Origin of the sequence: Paenibacillus sp. FSL R5-0470 (assembly GCF_037975205.1) — a bacterium.
In the GTDB taxonomy this organism is placed as follows: domain Bacteria; phylum Bacillota; class Bacilli; order Paenibacillales; family Paenibacillaceae; genus Paenibacillus_AQ.
The window spans coordinates 6611358-6628927 of the sequence record NZ_CP150238.1 but is presented as its reverse complement, the minus strand read 5'-3'; the positions used below and the strand labels follow the sequence as shown (position 1 = coordinate 6628927).

At 45.5% G+C, this 17570-nt stretch carries 16 protein-coding genes and 1 riboswitch; of the genes, 11 read left to right on the top strand and 5 right to left on the bottom strand.

Annotation, left to right across the window (positions count from 1 at the left end; translation table 11 throughout):
* Positions 1 to 216 precede the first annotated feature (216 nt).
* Both MKY99_RS29380 and rpiA read right to left on the bottom strand, forming a co-directional pair.
* Positions 217 to 1185: a Gfo/Idh/MocA family oxidoreductase gene (locus MKY99_RS29380; protein WP_339267815.1), complete on the bottom strand. Its 969-nt coding sequence runs from the start codon at positions 1183 to 1185 to the stop codon at positions 217 to 219.
* Positions 1186 to 1218: 33 nt separating this feature from the next.
* A complete protein-coding gene (rpiA, locus tag MKY99_RS29375) occupies positions 1219 to 1887 on the bottom strand; it encodes a ribose 5-phosphate isomerase A (protein WP_339271829.1) in 669 nt (222 codons plus the stop codon).
* Positions 1888 to 2029: 142 nt separating this feature from the next.
* Here rpiA and MKY99_RS29370 point away from each other — a divergent pair, with 142 nt between their 5' ends.
* From MKY99_RS29370 to MKY99_RS29360, 3 genes are all read left to right on the top strand, one after another.
* On the top strand, positions 2030 to 2977 hold the full coding sequence (locus MKY99_RS29370; RefSeq protein WP_339267814.1) for a sugar-binding transcriptional regulator: 948 nt from the start codon (positions 2030 to 2032) through the stop codon (positions 2975 to 2977).
* 116 nt (positions 2978 to 3093) lie between these two features.
* Positions 3094 to 3197, top strand: a riboswitch (purine riboswitch).
* Between the two features lie 171 nt (positions 3198 to 3368).
* On the top strand, positions 3369 to 3983 hold the full coding sequence (locus MKY99_RS29365) for a xanthine phosphoribosyltransferase (protein WP_076284939.1): 615 nt from the start codon (positions 3369 to 3371) through the stop codon (positions 3981 to 3983).
* On the top strand, positions 3977 to 5296 hold the full coding sequence (locus MKY99_RS29360; protein WP_042192787.1) for a nucleobase:cation symporter-2 family protein: 1320 nt from the start codon (positions 3977 to 3979) through the stop codon (positions 5294 to 5296). The genes MKY99_RS29365 and MKY99_RS29360 overlap by 7 nt, the downstream gene beginning before the upstream one ends.
* 213 nt (positions 5297 to 5509) lie before the next feature.
* On the opposite strand, the gene MKY99_RS29355 is transcribed toward MKY99_RS29360, so the two are convergent.
* The 3 genes from MKY99_RS29355 to MKY99_RS29345 form a co-directional block, all read right to left on the bottom strand.
* Complete coding sequence (locus MKY99_RS29355) at positions 5510 to 6646, bottom strand: glycerate kinase (protein ID WP_339267812.1); 1137 nt, start codon at positions 6644 to 6646, stop codon at positions 5510 to 5512.
* Between the two features lie 41 nt (positions 6647 to 6687).
* Positions 6688 to 7956: a GntP family permease gene (locus MKY99_RS29350; protein WP_339267810.1), complete on the bottom strand. Its 1269-nt coding sequence runs from the start codon at positions 7954 to 7956 to the stop codon at positions 6688 to 6690.
* 161 nt (positions 7957 to 8117) lie between these two features.
* The gene (locus tag MKY99_RS29345; RefSeq protein WP_339267808.1) at positions 8118 to 9284 is read right to left on the bottom strand and encodes a sugar diacid recognition domain-containing protein; all 1167 of its coding nucleotides are present in this window, start codon (positions 9282 to 9284) and stop codon (positions 8118 to 8120) included.
* 281 nt (positions 9285 to 9565) lie between these two features.
* Between MKY99_RS29345 and MKY99_RS29340 the strand changes: the two genes are divergently transcribed.
* From MKY99_RS29340 to MKY99_RS29305, 8 genes are all read left to right on the top strand, one after another.
* Positions 9566 to 10921, top strand: a complete 1356-nt coding sequence (locus MKY99_RS29340) for an MFS transporter (protein ID WP_339267806.1) — start codon at positions 9566 to 9568, stop codon at positions 10919 to 10921.
* A gap of 67 nt (positions 10922 to 10988) precedes the next feature.
* On the top strand, positions 10989 to 11204 hold the full coding sequence (locus tag MKY99_RS29335; RefSeq protein ID WP_042192779.1) for a hypothetical protein: 216 nt from the start codon (positions 10989 to 10991) through the stop codon (positions 11202 to 11204).
* 27 nt (positions 11205 to 11231) lie between these two features.
* Entirely contained in the window at positions 11232 to 11918 is a 687-nt protein-coding gene (locus MKY99_RS29330; protein WP_042192777.1) for a hypothetical protein, read from the top strand.
* A complete protein-coding gene (locus MKY99_RS29325; RefSeq protein WP_076284934.1) occupies positions 11915 to 13117 on the top strand; it encodes a glutathionylspermidine synthase family protein in 1203 nt (400 codons plus the stop codon). Before MKY99_RS29330 ends, MKY99_RS29325 begins: the two co-directional genes overlap by 4 nt.
* Before the next feature lie 39 nt (positions 13118 to 13156).
* Positions 13157 to 13750, top strand: a complete 594-nt coding sequence (locus tag MKY99_RS29320) for a hypothetical protein (RefSeq protein WP_179085796.1) — start codon at positions 13157 to 13159, stop codon at positions 13748 to 13750.
* Positions 13747 to 14139 (top strand): DUF350 domain-containing protein, encoded by a 393-nt coding sequence (locus tag MKY99_RS29315; protein ID WP_042192771.1) that lies wholly within the window; start codon positions 13747 to 13749, stop codon positions 14137 to 14139. The genes MKY99_RS29320 and MKY99_RS29315 overlap by 4 nt, the downstream gene beginning before the upstream one ends.
* 123 nt (positions 14140 to 14262) lie before the next feature.
* A complete protein-coding gene (locus MKY99_RS29310) occupies positions 14263 to 15276 on the top strand; it encodes an ion channel (RefSeq protein ID WP_339267802.1) in 1014 nt (337 codons plus the stop codon).
* 138 nt (positions 15277 to 15414) lie between these two features.
* Positions 15415 to 17463 (top strand): catalase, encoded by a 2049-nt coding sequence (locus tag MKY99_RS29305; RefSeq protein WP_339267801.1) that lies wholly within the window; start codon positions 15415 to 15417, stop codon positions 17461 to 17463.
* The last annotated feature ends 107 nt before the right edge of the window (positions 17464 to 17570 follow it).

Here is a 17570-nt window from a genome sequence, read left to right as displayed (position 1 = left end):
TGATAATCACCGGCCGGTAAGTGCAATTATGAAGGCATGAGTCATTTAAGTATAGTACGTACTTTAAAGTGCTATAGGTACTAAAAAGTACCTATAAGAAATCACCTAAGAATATTGTCATCCATTCCTAGAAAATTATCCGCAAAAAAGCGTTGGGCTTCCTTCAGTTGAAGGGAATACCAACGCTTTGATGATTGATCTATTGTGTTCAGTATGTTATTCGAAGCTGTATTTGATTCCCCATTGTTCTCTAACATTACTCATAATGTCCATGACATCTAAGGAGAGCTTGAGGGTTTCCTGGTTGCCTTTTGCCGCGATATAGCGCTGCATATCCTCGATTTCGTATTGTAGCGCTTTGGAAGTATCACCGGCTTCGATCGTTTCTAGGGTGCCATCTAAATATTGAATTGTAGCTGTAGAGGCCCGTGGGAAATTGTCTACAGTAATAAAGCCAAGTTCTCCAGCAACGACGCCGCGTTTAGGCATTTTGGAGCGCATAGTAAGGGAGATGATCGCCATTTCATCCGCATCGTTGTTCAGAATGATTCCGGATTGTTCATCGACGCCTGTCTCAAAACGTTTCACTGTCGTTAGAATTTCCTGTGGCTGTTTGGACAGGAAGAATCTTGTGAAGGACAAGGCATACGTCCCAATATCCAGCAGCGCCCCTCCAGCCAAATCTTTGCTGAAGAAACGGTTGTTCACATCATATTCTTTATGGCTGCCAAAGGAGACTTGCACCATTTTGAGGCGTCCGATCTTACCTTCATCCACGATTTTCCGTAGCTTTTTGTACAGTGGCATATGGTAGATGGTCATAGCCTCTGCGACGACTAAGCTTTTTTGTTTAGCAAGCTCGGCGATTTCCTGCAGTTGTTTGCTATTTACGGTGATCGCCTTTTCACAGAGGACATGTTTGTTATTCTGCAAGCTTTCTATGATGTATTCGTAGTGGTTACTATGTGGTGTTGAGATGTAGACGACATCAATTTCTGGATCTTGCAGCATTTCGCTGTAATTGCCATAAGCCTTCTCCGCTCCATATTGGCTCGCGAACGCCTGGGCTTTCTCTAAGGTTCGTGATCCTACCGCATATAAAGTTCCGCCGATGTCATTTAGAGCAGCCGCAAATTCAGTAGCGATACTTCCCGGGCCGATGATTGCCCACTTCAGATTGTTCATGGTTAGCACCTCGCCTGTTTTGATTGTTTGAGCTTACTTAGAGATTACCTTGATTCCATTTGAACCAGCCACAAGTGCTGAGGTAACTTCTTTCGTGAATAGGGAGGTCTCAATGACCCCGTTAATAGCTTTGAGTTCAGTTTGGAGAGCAGTGCTATCCTCTACCTTGTCAAAAAAGACATCCAGCAGCACATTGCCGTGATCACTGACCGTATACCCATCTTTACTTGCGCTTGTTCGAATCTCAGGCTTGCCACCCAGCGATTTCACGGAATGTTGAACATAACTAAGAGCATCCATAAGAATTTCCAATGCTACGGGATGCTTGAAGGTTAGCTTGTTCACAAGTTTAGTTTCATCTACCAGCAATATATAATGATCCGCCATACTAGCAATCAGTTTTTCTTTCGTATGAATGCCGCCACCACTCTTAAGCGCATGCAGTTGCTCATCCACCTCATCACAGCCGTCAAAAGCAACAGCTATTCGGTTAACGGACCAAGTGGGTACAACCTGCAATCCATTTTGGACACAGAGTGAAGCTGTAGTGAAGGAGGGGGTCACTACCTTTAACCGAAGATCTGCTTCTTTAATATTCCCGATTAAATAGGAAATCGTACTACCCCCACCTAAACCAATGGTTGTGTCGTTCTCAATATACTTTAGAGCTTCTACGGCGCAACTTTTCTTTCTAAAGTCCATATTCAAAGCCGATCATCTCCATTAAAAAATTGATAATTTGCACATTTGTGCAATATAATAAAAAATGTGCAAAATAACCGTCTACAGTATAGCTAGGGGTTATGGATTCGTCAAATCCTTGAAAAAAGCGAGGAGTTCTATCATGGATCGAAAAGAAGACAAGAAGCTGCTCATTAAGATTGCACAAATGTACTATGAGCAGAATTTAACGCAAAGTGAAATTTCTAATGAACTTGGCATATATCGCACCACCATAAGTAGGATGCTGAAGAGAGTCCGTGAAGAGGGCATCGTTACAATCACCATCAATTACGATATTGGAGATCATTGTACACTGGAGCAGGAATTGAAAGAACGGTTCGGGCTGAAGGAAGCCATTGTTGTAGAGGTAGATCCAGCCCAGTCCGGGGTGATCAAGCGTAAAGCCATTGGACAGGCTTGTGCAAGATGGCTGGAGCAAGTGGTTCAGCCGAAAGATACGATTGGGTTCTCTTGGGGAAGCAGCTTAGCTGCCGTTGTAGACAATCTGAACCTCGGACAGAGGCCTTTTGTAACCTGTGTTCCTACGGTGGGTGGTCCATCTGGAAAGATGGAGAGCGGATACCATGTCAATAATATCTGCTACCAAGCTGCCTTAAAGTGGGGTGCGCGCTCATTAATGATTGACGTGCCAGCGATCACGGAGCAAAAGGAAACCAGAGATCAACTGATGCGTTCGCAGTATTATCAGACCATTGCGAAGGCATGGGATCGGCTGGATATCGCTATATTCGGCATTGGATCACCGGAAATTAAAGGTGAAGAGGCATGGTGCGGATTTTATGGCGATGCTGTGATTGATGAGCTGGAGGACGGGAAAGTAGCTGGTGATATTTGCTCGCGTTTTTATGATGGCAATGGATTGCCTGTACGCACAGCAATATCGGACCGAACGTTGACCATTGAGCTGGAGCAGATCAGACGAGCGAGGTACGCTATTGGTGTAGCGGAATCGCTGGAGAAGGTTTCGGGGATCTTGGGCGCTCTAAATGGCGGGTATATGAATGTGCTCGTAACGACCGAAGAAACGGCGCAGAAGATCTTGGAGTAACCCCTACTAAATGTAAACAATTGAATTTCGTGAAAATAACCTGAAAATGGTATGCAAAACACTAAAAATTTTGCTTGTAAGCACCAGACAGAGCGTGTAAGATATACAAGGTATTCATATCGAACATTAATAAAACTCATATAATCTTGGGGATATGGCCCATAAGTTTCTACCGGATAACCATCGTAATTATCCGACTATGAGTGAAATAGCGCATCTAGGGTTCCGCTTTCTTCTTTGGAGGAAAGGTCTGGACCGAGCGATGCGGACACTATGTAGTGTTACACCACTAAGGGACAAAAGCCCAGAAGGACAGATTCACTTGAGAGAAACGACTCAAGGGATTTGTCCTTTTTTTGTTTTTTTAATGAAGAGGAGAGATTAGTTCACGATGAAAGTACTTCAAGAGCGCATTAGACAAGAGGGTCTTATTTTATCAGATACGGTACTGAAGGTAGATTCATTTCTGAATCATCAGGTCGATACGGAGCTAGCGCTGCAAATCGGTCAAGAGTTCAAAAAGTTGTTCGGTCATCAACCGATCACTAAGGTGATTACGATTGAAGCTAGTGGGATTCAGTTCGCCATGGCTACTGCGATTGCATTAGGTGTACCGTTTGTTTATGCGAAGAAAAAGAAAGCAGTAACGCTCTCAGAGGCTGTCTACTCAGCGCCTGTACATTCCTTTACTCGCCAAGAGGATTATCTGGTCAGCGTCTCCCAAAAATATCTTGGACCGGATGACAAAGTGCTTATTGTGGATGATTTCCTCGCTACTGGTGCTGCACTTGTGGGACTGGTTGATATCGTAAAAGAGGCAGGAGCAGAGCTCCTTGGCGTCGGTTGTGTCATTGAAAAGAGCTTCCAGGAAGGCCGGAGCCTTCTGGAGAACAGAGGCATAGAAGTCCATGCCTTGGCCCGTATTGCATCTATGTCACCAGGTGAAATTCACTTCATTGATAATGAAAGCTCATTAGAGAAAATCAAGGAGAGTGCGGGATGTTAAGCAAGCAAAAGGTATTTACGTTAGGTCTTCAGCATGTCCTAGCCATGTATGCAGGAGCAGTAATTGTACCGCTGATTGTTGGGGGTGCCTTGAAACTAAATGGGACTCAAATGGCTTACCTCATTGCAGCTGATTTGTTCACTTGCGGATTGGCTACACTGCTGCAAATAATGGGCACCAAGTATTTTGGTAGCAGGCTCCCGGTTATTCTTGGATGTACTTTTACAGCCGTTGGCCCGATTATTGCGATTGCCTCGACACATAATCTGGCGACTGCGTACGGTGCGATCATTATTTCCGGTTTGTTCGTTGTTCTTGCGGCCCCACTTTATGGGAAGCTGCTGAAGTTCTTCCCGACCATTGTAACGGGTTCTGTCGTGACCATTATCGGGTTATCTCTTATTCCAGTAGCCATGAATAACGTTGCTGGCGGAGAAGGCAGCGCTGATTTTGGACAACCCCGCAATTTGCTGCTTGCACTAATTACATTACTTGTCATTTTAGCAGTTAATCGTTTCGCAACTGGATTCCTGCGCTCGATCTCAGTTCTGGTAGGTCTTGTGGTGGGTACAGCGATTGCTTATGGAATGGGTATCGTTAACTTTTCTACGGTAGGTGACGCTTCTTGGGTAAGCATCGCACAACCGTTCTACTTCGGATGGCCTGAGTTCAGTCTTACTGCAATCTTCACTATGATCATCGTTAATATTGTTAGTATGGTGGAGTCTACTGGGGTTTATTTTGCAGTTGGTAAAGTAATTGATCAGAAAGTTGAACAGAAGCAGATCGTAAACGGACTGCGTTCCGAGGGAGTAGCAATTATGCTGGGCGGAATCTTTAATGCTTTCCCATACACTGCTTTTTCTCAAAATGTGGGTTTGATTTCGCTGTCTCGCATTAAGACCCGTAATGTTATTTTTGCCGCTGGCGGGATCATGATTGTACTAGGACTCCTGCCTAAGCTGGCTGCCTTGACGACGATTGTACCGAATGCCGTACTTGGTGGAGCCATGATTGTCATGTTCGGATCGGTTGCCGTTTCCGGGATATCCATTCTATCCGATGTGGATCTCCGTAAGGATGGTAATCTACTGATTGCTGCTTGTAGTATTGCTGTTGGCTTAGGTTCAGCGACACTTCCTGCAATGTTCGCAGAGCTGCCTGAATTTGCCCGAATGCTGCTACAGAACGGTATCGTATCCGGTTCGCTTACAGCGATTGTGCTGAACATTGTCCTCTCCAAGACAAAGGATGATGTGCAGGTAGAGGATAACACCGTACCTGTTCTTGCTAAGGAATCTCAAGTCTCCTAAACTTTATTGGATTGATGAAAAGGCTCAGACTAGGTGAAGTACAAACCTAGACTACCTGCAAAGACGAAATAAAAGATCTGACTCGGCTTCATGCACGGGTCAGATCTTTTTTTAAATATAATAATATATTATTCCACGCTTTAAAAAATCCTTATATTTTCTCTAGAAACGATTAACGTCTTTCATGGACGACAACTTCGTTTCTTCTTATGATTAACGGTTACTATGTTTGATTAATATCCCTATATTACGCGCGGTACGCTCCATGTTGAAGGAAGCATCGGTGAGCGCTTTATCTAACGTACATACTCCAGGCACGATGGAGAAGAACATATCGATACCATGCTCGTACACGGCTTCTACGCCAGTACCGAGGGAACCCGCTAAGGCAATAACAGGTACACCAGCGGCTTGTGCTACTTTGGCAACACCAATCGGTGTTTTACCATAGACGGTTTGGCTATCCATACCCCCTTCGCCTGTGATGACATAATCCGCATCTTTCACTTTATCCGCAAGCTTCATGGCATCGACGACGATGTTCACGCCTCGCTTCAACCTGGCTCCCAGGAAGGCCATTACGCCAGCACCAAGTCCACCTGCTGCACCCGCACCTGCTGTATCATTCACTTCTTTTCCGAGATCGCGCGCAATGATGTTTGCTAAACGTGCAAGATTTGCATCCAATTGCTTCACCATGTCGGGTGTTGCACCTTTTTGCGGACCGAAGATGGCGGATGCCCCGCGCTCACCAGTTAACGGATTGTCTACGTCACATGCGGCTACCACTTGTACACCTTGGAGTCTCGGATCTACATGATCACTATCAATACGGGTAACTTCACTTAGCGATCCTCCACCGTATCCAATCTCCGTTCCATCTTCTCGCAGGAAGCGGAATCCAAGCGCTTGTGCCATGCCTACACCGCCATCGTTGGTTGCACTGCCACCAAGACCCATAATAATAGAACGTACGCCTGCATTCAGCGCATGAACGATAAGCTCTCCTGTACCCTTTGTCGTGGTGATCAACGGATTACGCTCTTCCTTCGGCACAAGTCCAAGTCCAGAAGCAGCTGCCATCTCAATAATCGCGGTCTTTCCATCTCCCATAATGCCATAAAATGCATTCACAGGCTGACCGAGCGGCCCTGTTACGTCACAATGTACAATTCGTCCGCCTGTCGCATCGACGAGTGACTGAACTGTACCTTCGCCGCCATCTGCCATCGGAACTTTAATATATTCTGCATCGGGAAAAGAGGAACGAAGTCCTCGTTCTATGGCCTCACAGGCTTCCATTGCTGTCATACTTTCTTTGAATGAATCTGGTGCCAATACAAACTTCATGCTCTTCACATCCTTTTGTGTTGTTTATGCTTCGACAGTTGTTATAGGAACCATTGGAATACACCGAATACTAATGTCGAAACGATCGCTAGTGTTAGACCAACTGCGGTTTCATAAGGAATCAATTTCAGACGCTCTTTCATCTGCATGTTCACACTGCCACCAGTTGCGTGGAAGAAGCTGCCGTGAGGCATGTGGTCTAATACAGTCGCACCAGAGTGAATCATTGCCCCTGCTCCTAGCGAAGCTACGCCAAGTCCCATGATGGTGGAGCCGAACACAGAGCTTGCTACGGCTGTGCCTGCTGTTGTCGATGCTGTTGCAAGAGACATTAACGCACCACTGATTGGAGCAAGCAAGTATGCCGGTAGGCCAGATGCAGTAAGGCCGTCGATAATAACATCCTTTAGTTGCGAATTTGCAATGATACCAGCTAGTGTACCTGTCCCGATTAACATGACGGCTACACCCGTCATTTTACCAAGACCAAATACAGCGAACTCATTTAACTTCTTAAATCTTCCCATTGCAATGGCGCCTACGATACCTCCTACTGGAAGCGCGATAACTGGATCGATTACGATGCCTGCAATTGGACGAAGGGATAACAAGATAATGGCTACAAGTGGAGCTAGAAAGGCTGTAAAAAAGCTTGGAAGCTGCTCATTCGGATTATTCGTTACCTCAGAAGCTTCTACTTTACTGCCTTTATTATTTAAACGCTTTGCGATGAAGTACGTTACGATAATGCCGAATACGGCTGGGATTATACCTGCTGCCATCAACGAAGTTAATGGAATATGAAATGCATCTGATGCGGCAATCGCATTCGGGTTAGGTGACATGATGTTACCGGCTTTACCGCCGCCGATCATAGCGATCAGAATTGCCAATTTCGATAGCTTCGCACGTTGTGCAATAGCTAATGCAATGGGTGCTACAGTAATAACAGCTACATCCACGAATACGCCGACCGCTGTAAGCACCATTGTTGCTAAGGCTAATGCGAGTAATGCCCTTGTCTCGCCGGCCTTCTGAACCAACGTCTCTGCAATCTTTTTCGCCGCGCCCGATTCAATCAATACACCTGCTAACACACCTGCTGCCAAGATGCGAAGCACGGCAGGAATCATCCCTTTAGCACCATCCATCATCAGCGTAATGGTATCCACCATACTCACGCCGCCGATTAAACCACCTACTAATGCACCAATCATCATGCCGTAGGCTGGCGGTACTTTTTTCAATATTAGAACGATTGCCACAACCAAAGCAGCTAAAGCACCTAAAACGCTTACACTCACTGTCATGAGTTATTCCTCCCCAGTTTTACACAGAGTTGTATATATCGATATGTGGTTTGAGCTCATACCTATACTTTAGCGAATTTTTGTAAGCGTTTCATTAGGCGGAGAAATAAATATTTCGCATCGATTGATGTCTTTTTTTGTGCATATGCACATATATCCTCTTATTCATCACAAGACATAGCAGAATGCTCCAACAAATATAACCAACGCGCACTCATGAGTAGGAACAGCTCCTGATAATTTCTTGGATCTTTCCCTGTGAGCTCGGTTATACGCTGGAGTCGGTAGCGTAGCGTATTCCGATGAATGCGCAGTCGTTCAGCGATATGCTGTTGCTCCCCACTTTCGAAGTAAAATAGATCTAATGTCTGCTGAAGCTCACCACTACGATCCTCCTCCACAAAATGCGCCCATAGCTGCAGCAACTCCTCCGACATCCAATTATGTACACTCGGAACGACCATCGTCTCCAGTTGCAGATCCGTTGCATAATAAACCGGCTCATCCGGATATATTGCATAGCCTGCACGCATCGTATCTTCTGCGGATTGAATGGACTTCATCATCCGTTGAATCCCTGTAAAAGGTTTGCCTACCGCGATACGTAGTGGAGAAATCTCCTTTACATCTAACCAACGTCTTATCTGGTGAATTCCTTCACATATATCCGTATGCGGCTTCCGCTCATGGAGATGCTCCTTGACCAGAACAACTTGTCTGGCATTACGAATGGTAATCAATTGAACAGCCGGGCGTCCTTCTAATACATCAGTTACCCGCTTCATTGTTGCCATTAGATCCTCTTCATTACGATTAATTAATTCAATGATGCATGCGATATGAGGCTTATCCACCTGAAAATGAATCTGCTGTGCTTGATGTCGCAATGTTTGTACGTTCCCCTCATCGCCATTCATCACCGCGAGCAGGAAATTCTCCTTCATTCGTTTGTCCCATTGAGCCTGCTCTAACAGCTTCATATGCTCAAGATACATTTCCGCCGTCATCTTCACCAATTCACCATACTTCGTCACTTCCTTGGGATCACCAGTAATCCCAATAACACCAACAATCTCATTCTCAAACTCAATAACAAGGTTCGTGCCGGGCAATACCCCCTGCAATCTAGCGGCGCTCTCCTGATCAATCTCGAATCTGCCACGACGCTCTATCGCGAGTAATGCACCCTCATGTGATTGCCCTAACCGCTTACCATCTCCAGACCCAATAATTCGTCCTCGCTTGTCCATAACATTGACGTTGTACCCAATCACATGCATCGTACGTCGAACAATTTCCATTGCAACTTCTTTTGTCAAACCCCTCATGGCTACTACCTCCTATTTAGAAATTCTCTATGCGAACTCTTGTGAACACTCTTTTCCTAGTTCATGCGCGATATAATATACCTCTAAGATCTTATCATTATCACAAGCCGAGTCTGATTGAAACACTACAAGTATATATTGCGGAGAATGGAGATCATAATCGAACTGGTATGTGGATTGATGTGGCGCAAGTAATTCCCTCTTCTAATTGCCAACCTCTTTTTATAGGCATAAAATTAGTTGAGCATGTATAGATAAATTAGGACAGGGATGGAGTAGGAATGAATGAGAAAGTAGGAATGAATGATAAAATTGTCATGCCATTATGGACGATGTGCCTCTTTATTGTAGTGATGAACACAACGATGTTTAATGTATCGCTTCCAACCATTATTCAGGATCTCCAAATTTCTGCTGACCTAGGCTCATGGGTCATTTCCAGCTATTCGATTGGATATGCGTTGTCGACGGTTATTTATAGCCGGTTATCCGACTTGGTGCCGATTCGCAAGCTCTTGACCATTGGCTTAATTACGCTTGGGACAGCATCAGTGTTTGGATTGTTCGCACATGACTTTAATATTCTATTGATTACAAGAATCCTACAATCTGCGGGCGCCGGATCTATGGCTGGATTAGGGCTTGTACTCGCCAGTCGCTATGTTCCGATTGAAAGACGCGGTGCTGCTATTGCGATGATCTCGGCGGGTAGTGCAATGGCCTTTGGTTTGGGTCCTATTGTCGGAGGTGTCATCAGCCAGTACTTTGGCTGGAATGGATTGTTCGGCATAACTTGCCTTGTGCTTATCGTGCTGCCGGTATTGCTGCGGTTATTGTCTAAGGAACAGCCACAGCCTGCAAGCTTTGACATCCTGGGGGCGGCGCTGACCGTGGTAAATGCAGCAAGTCTGCTGGTAGCTGTAACTACCCAGTCGCTTGTATGGCTAGCGGTGGGTGTAGTGTCTATTATCGTGCATGCCGTACATCTGAAGAAGGCCAAGGAATCATTCATTAATCCGCAGCTGCTTACCATGCCGGGTTACTTGAAACTGGTTGCCGTAGGCTTTTGTATTCTGGTGCTGAACTTAGGGAACTTGTTCCTGATGCCGCTTGCGCTCGCTAATCTGTTCGATAAATCAGCGCTGATGATTGGTTTGTATATCGCACCGGGAGCGCTATTATCTGCATTTCTGACCCGTTATGTGGGACGTTTTATTGATCGGTACGGTAATATACGCTTCTTAGTGATTGGACATTGTATACTTGCAGCCGTTATGGCTGTGTTTGCCCTGAATCTTTCTGTATCACCTGTAGTACTGCTGCTAGGTTATCTATGCTTCTCTCCCGCTTTCTCAGCTACGATGGCATCCTTAAACAATGAAACTTCTATAGTTCTTCCAAGGACTTGGATTGGTTCTGGTATGGGGCTTTTACAACTGGTTCAATTCTTCGGAGGCTCTTTATCTGTTGCAGTCTGCGGGCTTTTACTGCATGCTCAGCGTGATATCTCCCCTGCAAAAGCATATCAGCATGTATACGGCGTGTTGCTCCTCGTTTGCTTGTGCTCGTTAGGAATTCTTCTTTTATATAGACGTTCTAACGCCAAGAGTAAGGTTGGGCAGTCTATGCACACCTAGAACTGAAACGAAAAGGTAATAAAGACGTATCAGATGCTATAGCAGAACTAAGGAAGGAATGGTAATAATGGACAATGGGATGAATGTAATCTTATTTGAAAAAATGCCGGAAGGCGGGCTGCGAGTCATTGAGGAACGCACGTGGAGCATGAATATGATCGCAGCGTTAGAGCATGTCAATTATATTGTGGTTGGCAGTGTTGAATATGAAACGGTTGAAGGACGGCTGAATGTAGATGAAGGCAAGCTGGAGCTTTTACTTGTTCCGATGCACAACGAATGATTGAGATAAGGGAAGGAGAACCTTACGATGTCTAAAGATGAAAAGGATAAGGAATTAGCGGTATCCAAATTATTCACTTCTGATGGTAAGCCCATTCGAGTATTATCTACTTCGCTAGGCATAGCTTTGTTAGCGAATGCTATGTTTATTCCTGGCGGCGCAGGGGCTAGTGCAAATACTTCTGGAGATGAACCCCAGCTAGTGTCCTGGTCTACCGAAGAGGTTAAAGCCTATTTTGACAAAAATGTGGATTGGAATATTCCATATCCGGAAGGTACACAAGAGGTAGAACAGGAAGGCCAAGGTGTTGTAACCAATAATGGAACGACGGTAGTGAATAACTATGGTGGATATCATTCAGGTTTTGGTTGGGATGACTTGCTGCTATATCACATGCTGTTTAACAGTGGTGGCAATTACTCTTCCAGAGGATGGTCTAAGGACCGTCCAACTTATTATGGAGGCACGAGAACAACTTATAAGCCGCCTACCTATAGCAGTGAGAAATTCCAGAATAAGAAGGTTCCCGGTTCTGTTGTAAAGCCCAAAACATCGACTTCCTCCACAGGCTCTATTACGAGAAGAGGTTCTTCCTCAAAAAATGGAATCGGTGGCACTTCCAGCGGATTAAATTCTTCGAAGAACTCTAAATCTAGCTCAGGCTCGAAGTCCTCTTCGAGATCAGGCTCAAGTAAGAGTGGTTTTGGCGGATGAGTGAGCAGCAGAGTGTATTTGAAATTCTAGATCAGTCTGAGCTTGAAAGAGGTCCACGGGTCAAAGCGTTATATGAACTCGGGTTCACTTGGGCTGATCTTGAGGATGAAGAGTACTGGTTGGATGCAATTGCTCTAATGCACAGGGACACTTATAAGGAGCTTGAAGAAGCCTCATCAAAACTCTGGGCCATTCTCGATAAAGCGGTTCGCTATGTTCATCTAAAGCGCGATTTGTATGAACTGCTTGGGATTCCCCCTGTACTTTGGGAGATGCTTGACGGGTGTCCTATGCCAGAAGAAGGATTCATTAGTCGGTATGCCAGATTTGACTTTGCCATAGCCCATGATGGGACGATTAAGCTGCTCGAACTGAATGCGGATACCCCAACAGGTTATGTGGAAGCCTCGATAGCTACACCATGGATCTGTGAGCAAGCTGGAATGCAGAGTCCAAATCAAGGGATGAAGGCACAAGTTGCGGCAGCTTGGCAGGTAGAACGTCCGGATACCGCAGCTTGTGTGGCTTATGGATCTCATCTTGAAGATTCAGGTACGATAGAAGCATTAGTGAAGCACAGTGGTCTCGATATCCAGTGTGTGGATTGTCTTGATCTGTGGGTCGACAACGGAATTCTCAAGGATGGGGAGGACCGTGTGATCGAGCGGATGTTCGCTCTATATCCTAAAGAGTGGATGGCTGTGGATGAAGGCGGTGATGCCCTCGCCTATGCGGTAGAGCAAGGGAATCTTCAGCTCTTTAATGGTCCTCACAGTATATTGCTCCAATCCAAGGGGCTGGTTGCAGCGGTGTGGGGAATGTATGAGCTGGGCCTGCTATTCGACAAGGAAGAGCGAGAGACGATCTCGCGCTATATTTTGCCTACTTATAATAAGCCTGTATTCTCAGGGAACTTTGTGTCCAAATCTGTTTTTGGTCGTGAAGGGGGTTCGGTGCGCATGTTTGATGATAGCGGTGCGCTAGAGCTTGAAGATGAAGACGGTTATGACAGTAGTCAGCTCTTCCCCACTGTGTATCAAAAAAGAGCAGATTTAGCACGGATAACGACATCAGAGGGTGAATTTCATCTGCTGACAGGCATGTTCGTGATTAACGGGAAGCCTTGTGGTATGCTCGGCCGAGCGGGCGGATTGATTACAGGCAATGCCAGTCATTTTATTGCGTTGGGAGTGAGATAATTGGATAAGAGCAAGAAAGCCCGAATCGGAGTCTTATGTATGATGCTTTTGACGGTACTGTTGCTAAGCGCATGTTCCAGTAATCAGGGCAGTGTATTTGATTCAGGAACAGCTCAAACTTCAGATAGTGTAGCACGGGTACCGTGGGACTACCGGGTGGTAGAGAGTACCGTAGGGGATTTAATTGGGAGTGACATGACGGTTTTGCCGGATAATGAACTGCTCCCGAATGATGGGAATTATGCTACTGGCGATAAAATTTGGACACTTCAGTTCATGGACGCCGAGTTAATCACGGATGCTGATCAGAAGAATGAAGTTCGCCTGTCTTCATGGAGCACGATTAAGTCTTATGCAGATGAAAAAACGGCAGCAGAGGATCTTACCAATCTTAAAGTATCGGTAACCACTGATGTTGATCTTGTAGGAGTATACAAGACTAAGTATAAGGATAAGACAAGAAACTTTGCGGTGCTTGAGCTCCCTTCAGGTAATCGGATTAAGCAGCCGATTGATGATGAACGCTATACCGCATTAGAGAAAAAGAAAACCGCTTCCGTAGTCCTTGAGGAAGTACATGATTTTGCCGACTATGATTCGGCTTATGCGAAATTTCGGGGGTGGGCGAAGTGACGATGGTGGTTAATTTGGTAGTGAGTGTGTTTGTGATTATTCTTTTGCAAGTGTTAGGCATGGTGATCTTTGGTTTGATGACTCCGTTTAAAGATATGGAGGAGCTGAAGAAAGGCAATGTGGCTGTAGCCTTGGCTTTAGGCGGCAAGTTTCTGGCAACGGCTATTATTATTGGCGTAGCGGCATATACGAATACCTCCATTCTGCACATGATCATTTGGTTTGCGGTAGGTTATGTGTGCTTGATAGCGGCTTATTGGATCTTTGAATTGGCAACCCCAACCTTTAAGATTTCAGAGCATCTGGAGAAAGGGAATGTGGCTGTAGGCACTATGCTTTGCTTGGTGTTTATTGGGACTGCATTTGCGATTAGCAGTTTGATTGTTTAGTTCGAGTATGAAATAGGGTTGAGACAAAGGTTGCCCCGATCCATCCATCGAGCGGCAGCCTTATTGAAAATCTAAGAAAGTATAAGTTTTACTTTTAGCTTGATGTGAAGAAGGGGTGGGCAGATGCATCTGTTTCTGAGAATTTCCACCAAGATGATGCGGTTGCGTAAACGGACTATAGGGTTAATTATTCTGATCTTTATAGTTCTTAGTGCGTCGATTGCTTACCTGATTGAGCCGGGTACGTTTCACAGTTGGTTTAATGCATTCTATTGGGTTATGACAACGATGGCGACAGTGGGGTATGGGGATTATTTTGCAGAGACCGTAGTTGGAAAGCTGTTTACCATGTTTCTATATATCTTTGGTATCGGCCTCCTCAGCTTGGTTATTGGTAAGGTCATTGACTCCATTGCGGAGGTGCAGAGAAGGAGAGGAGCGGGAACGTTGAGCTTTCGGGGAAAGGACCATGTGATTCTAATTAATTGGAGTAAGAAAGCACAAGCTGCCGTAGACGAGGTTCTATGCTATTCGCCAAAATGCCACATTGTCATCATTGATGAGACAGGAAGTCATCCTCTGGAGCATATGGATCAAGTTCACTTTATAAGTGGTGATGCCTCCAGTGATGAGATTCTTCTTAAGGCTAACATCCATGAAGCAAGAGCAGCCATTGTGTTCGGGGACACAAGGATTGATGAAGCATCGCTGATCGACGGCAAATCTTTGTTAATTGCCTCTAGCATTGAGCGCATTGCGCCACAAGTACATACGACTGTAGAAATAATGCAAGAGAAGAATATACAGAATTTCAGGCATGTCCAAGTAAACGAGTTCGTTCTTTCGCATGATGCCATCTCCAGACTGGCTGTTCGTTCTGCACTGCAAGAGGGCAACTCTGAGGTGATAACGCAGCTGCTGAGCCGTAAATATGGTGATGATATTTATGAGATTCCAGTGAATACTACGTGGAAGACTTATGGGGATGCATTTCAGAGCCTGCTTCTACAAGGTGCAACCTTATTGGCGGATCGTAGCGATCTAAGTATCAATCGAAAGCTGGATCAGGCTATTCCTAAGGATGCTAGATTGTATGTTGTTTCCGATGAAGAGACGTATCGTAAGATTAAAGATTAGATCAGAATTAGCTGGATCAGGCGGGTTTTCGGGAGCTGAGGCTTCGCGGGAATCCGCCTTTTTTTGTTTGCCAAACTTTCCTAAAGGGTAAGAGATACATGATAATATTTACTTTACCTTTGGAAGGAGCCATTGTTAATGAGTGAACATCAAAAAGTGAACGGAAACAGCAAGAATGAGCAACTGGAACAGTTTCGCAGTAAGGATGAAGGTCACACCTTAACAACGAACCAGGGTTTAAAAGTATCAGAGGACGAGTTCTCCTTAAAAGCGGGTGATCGGGGCCCAACCTTACTGGAAGACTTTCATTTCCGGGAAAAAATGACGCATTTCGATCATGAGCGAATCCCTGAGCGAATCGTGCATGCACGTGGATTTGCTGCTCATGGTGAGTTTGAAGTATATAAATCACTGAAAGAATTTACAAAGGCGAAATTCCTTCAAGATCCCTCCGTGAAGACACCGGTGTTTGTCCGATTCTCGACGGTAGCCGGATCACGGGGATCAGCCGAGACGGTGCGGGATGCCCGCGGATTCTCTACCAAATTCTATACAGAGGAAGGGAATTACGATTTAGTCGGAAATAATATGCCCGTCTTTTTTATCCAGGATGCGATCAAGTTCCCGGATTTAGTACATGCGCTTAAGCCTGAGCCGCACAATGAAATGCCTCAGGCGGCATCAGCCCATGATACCTTCTGGGATTTCATCGCCAATAATCAGGAATCGGCCCATATGGCGATGTGGCTGATGTCCGACCGCGCCATTCCGCGCAGCTTCCGGATGATGGAAGGGTTTGGAGTTCACACCTTCCGTCTGATCAATGAACAGGGGAAAGCGCATTTTGTTAAATTCCATTGGAAACCAGTACTTGGTGTACACTCTTTAGTGTGGGACGAAGCTCAGAAAATATCAGGTGCGGACCCTGACTTTCATCGCCGTGATTTATGGGAATCGATTGAAGCCGGCAACTTTCCGGAATACGAGTTGGGCATTCAGCTTCTAAGTGAAGAAGATGAATTTAAGTTTGATTTTGACGTGCTGGATCCTACAAAGCTATGGCCAGAGGAAGATGTACCTGTACAGATTGTTGGGAAAATGACCTTGAACCGCAACGTGGATAATGTCTTCGCCGAAACGGAGCAGGTAGCTTTCCACCCTGGACATGTGGTTCCAGGCATCGATTTCACCAATGATCCACTGCTTCAGGGCAGATTGTTCTCTTATACGGATACTCAGCTAATTCGGCTTGGCGGTCCTAACTTCCATGAGTTGCCGATCAATAGACCGGTATGTCCTTTCCATAACAATCAGCGTGACGGGTATGGACGGCAGACGATTAATCAGGGTTCAGTGAGCTATCATAATAATTCGCTTGCTAACAATACGCCTGCACCTGCAACAGAGGCTGAAGGTGGTTATGTACATTATCAGGAGAAGGTTGAGGGCCGTAAGGTGCGTAGCCGGAGCAAAAGCTTTGAAGACCATTTTTCACAAGCCAAGCTGTTCTGGAACAGCATGAGTGCTCCAGAAAAAGCGCATATTATTGAAGCCTATTCATTCGAGCTCGGGAAGGTAAAGAGTAAGTCTGTCCGGCAGCAGGTTGTAGATATGCTCGCGAACGTTACGTTAGAGCTTGCTGTGCCTGTAGCAGAAGCTATTGGGGCGACGCCACCGAAAACAGGCGATTCCGAGGTAGCTCAAATCTCCCCGGCACTAAGTCAGGCAAATACGAAGAAGCACCCAAACACACGTAAAATAGGTGTGATTATAGGCGACAGATTTGATGAAGACTTAGTGATGCCTGTTCTGGATACGCTTATGAGAGCCGGGATCCAGCCGGAAATAATCAGTGATAAGCTTGGATTTATTAAAGGCTCGAAGGGGACAGAGCTTGAAGTCATTCATACCTTATCCACGACAGATTCGGTGCTCTTTGATGCAATTTATGCAGCTGGTGGAAATTCGGAACATAAGAAATTCCATAAAGATACAGCGCAATTCCTGAACCAAGCCTATTCTCACTTTAAGCCCATAGCGGTGACTACTGAAAATGCTAAACTACTTGAAACGGCCGAGCATAGAAGCAGTCCGGGTGTAATCATTGGAGATGGCGGAGAGGTGTTCGCTGCCAGCCTTGTCGCGGCAATTACTGCCCATCGTTTTTGGGAACGTATGAATGAATAAATAACTGATACAGAGGGGATATCCCGCTCGCCAAAGGCGTAAGGATATCTCTTTTTTGTCCAAGGATAGATACATAACACTCACAGTTTGATTTAACATTTTGTTGT

What these genes read in the sequence shown, in the direction of transcription:
- MKY99_RS29380 (WP_339267815.1), bottom strand. Translation starts at nt 1,185, where the DNA reads ATGAACAATCTGAAGTGGGCAATCATCGGCCCGGGAAGTATCGCTACT.
- rpiA (WP_339271829.1), bottom strand. Translation starts at nt 1,887, where the DNA reads ATGGACTTTAGAAAGAAAAGTTGCGCCGTAGAAGCTCTAAAGTATATT.
- MKY99_RS29370 (WP_339267814.1), top strand. Translation starts at nt 2,030, where the DNA reads ATGGATCGAAAAGAAGACAAGAAGCTGCTCATTAAGATTGCACAAATG.
- MKY99_RS29365 (WP_076284939.1), top strand. Translation starts at nt 3,369, where the DNA reads ATGAAAGTACTTCAAGAGCGCATTAGACAAGAGGGTCTTATTTTATCA.
- MKY99_RS29360 (WP_042192787.1), top strand. Translation starts at nt 3,977, where the DNA reads ATGTTAAGCAAGCAAAAGGTATTTACGTTAGGTCTTCAGCATGTCCTA.
- MKY99_RS29355 (WP_339267812.1), bottom strand. Translation starts at nt 6,646, where the DNA reads ATGAAGTTTGTATTGGCACCAGATTCATTCAAAGAAAGTATGACAGCA.
- MKY99_RS29350 (WP_339267810.1), bottom strand. Translation starts at nt 7,956, where the DNA reads ATGACAGTGAGTGTAAGCGTTTTAGGTGCTTTAGCTGCTTTGGTTGTG.
- MKY99_RS29345 (WP_339267808.1), bottom strand. Translation starts at nt 9,284, where the DNA reads ATGAGGGGTTTGACAAAAGAAGTTGCAATGGAAATTGTTCGACGTACG.
- MKY99_RS29340 (WP_339267806.1), top strand. Translation starts at nt 9,566, where the DNA reads ATGAATGAGAAAGTAGGAATGAATGATAAAATTGTCATGCCATTATGG.
- MKY99_RS29335 (WP_042192779.1), top strand. Translation starts at nt 10,989, where the DNA reads ATGGACAATGGGATGAATGTAATCTTATTTGAAAAAATGCCGGAAGGC.
- MKY99_RS29330 (WP_042192777.1), top strand. Translation starts at nt 11,232, where the DNA reads ATGTCTAAAGATGAAAAGGATAAGGAATTAGCGGTATCCAAATTATTC.
- MKY99_RS29325 (WP_076284934.1), top strand. Translation starts at nt 11,915, where the DNA reads ATGAGTGAGCAGCAGAGTGTATTTGAAATTCTAGATCAGTCTGAGCTT.
- MKY99_RS29320 (WP_179085796.1), top strand. Translation starts at nt 13,157, where the DNA reads ATGATGCTTTTGACGGTACTGTTGCTAAGCGCATGTTCCAGTAATCAG.
- MKY99_RS29310 (WP_339267802.1), top strand. Translation starts at nt 14,263, where the DNA reads ATGCATCTGTTTCTGAGAATTTCCACCAAGATGATGCGGTTGCGTAAA.
- MKY99_RS29305 (WP_339267801.1), top strand. Translation starts at nt 15,415, where the DNA reads ATGAGTGAACATCAAAAAGTGAACGGAAACAGCAAGAATGAGCAACTG.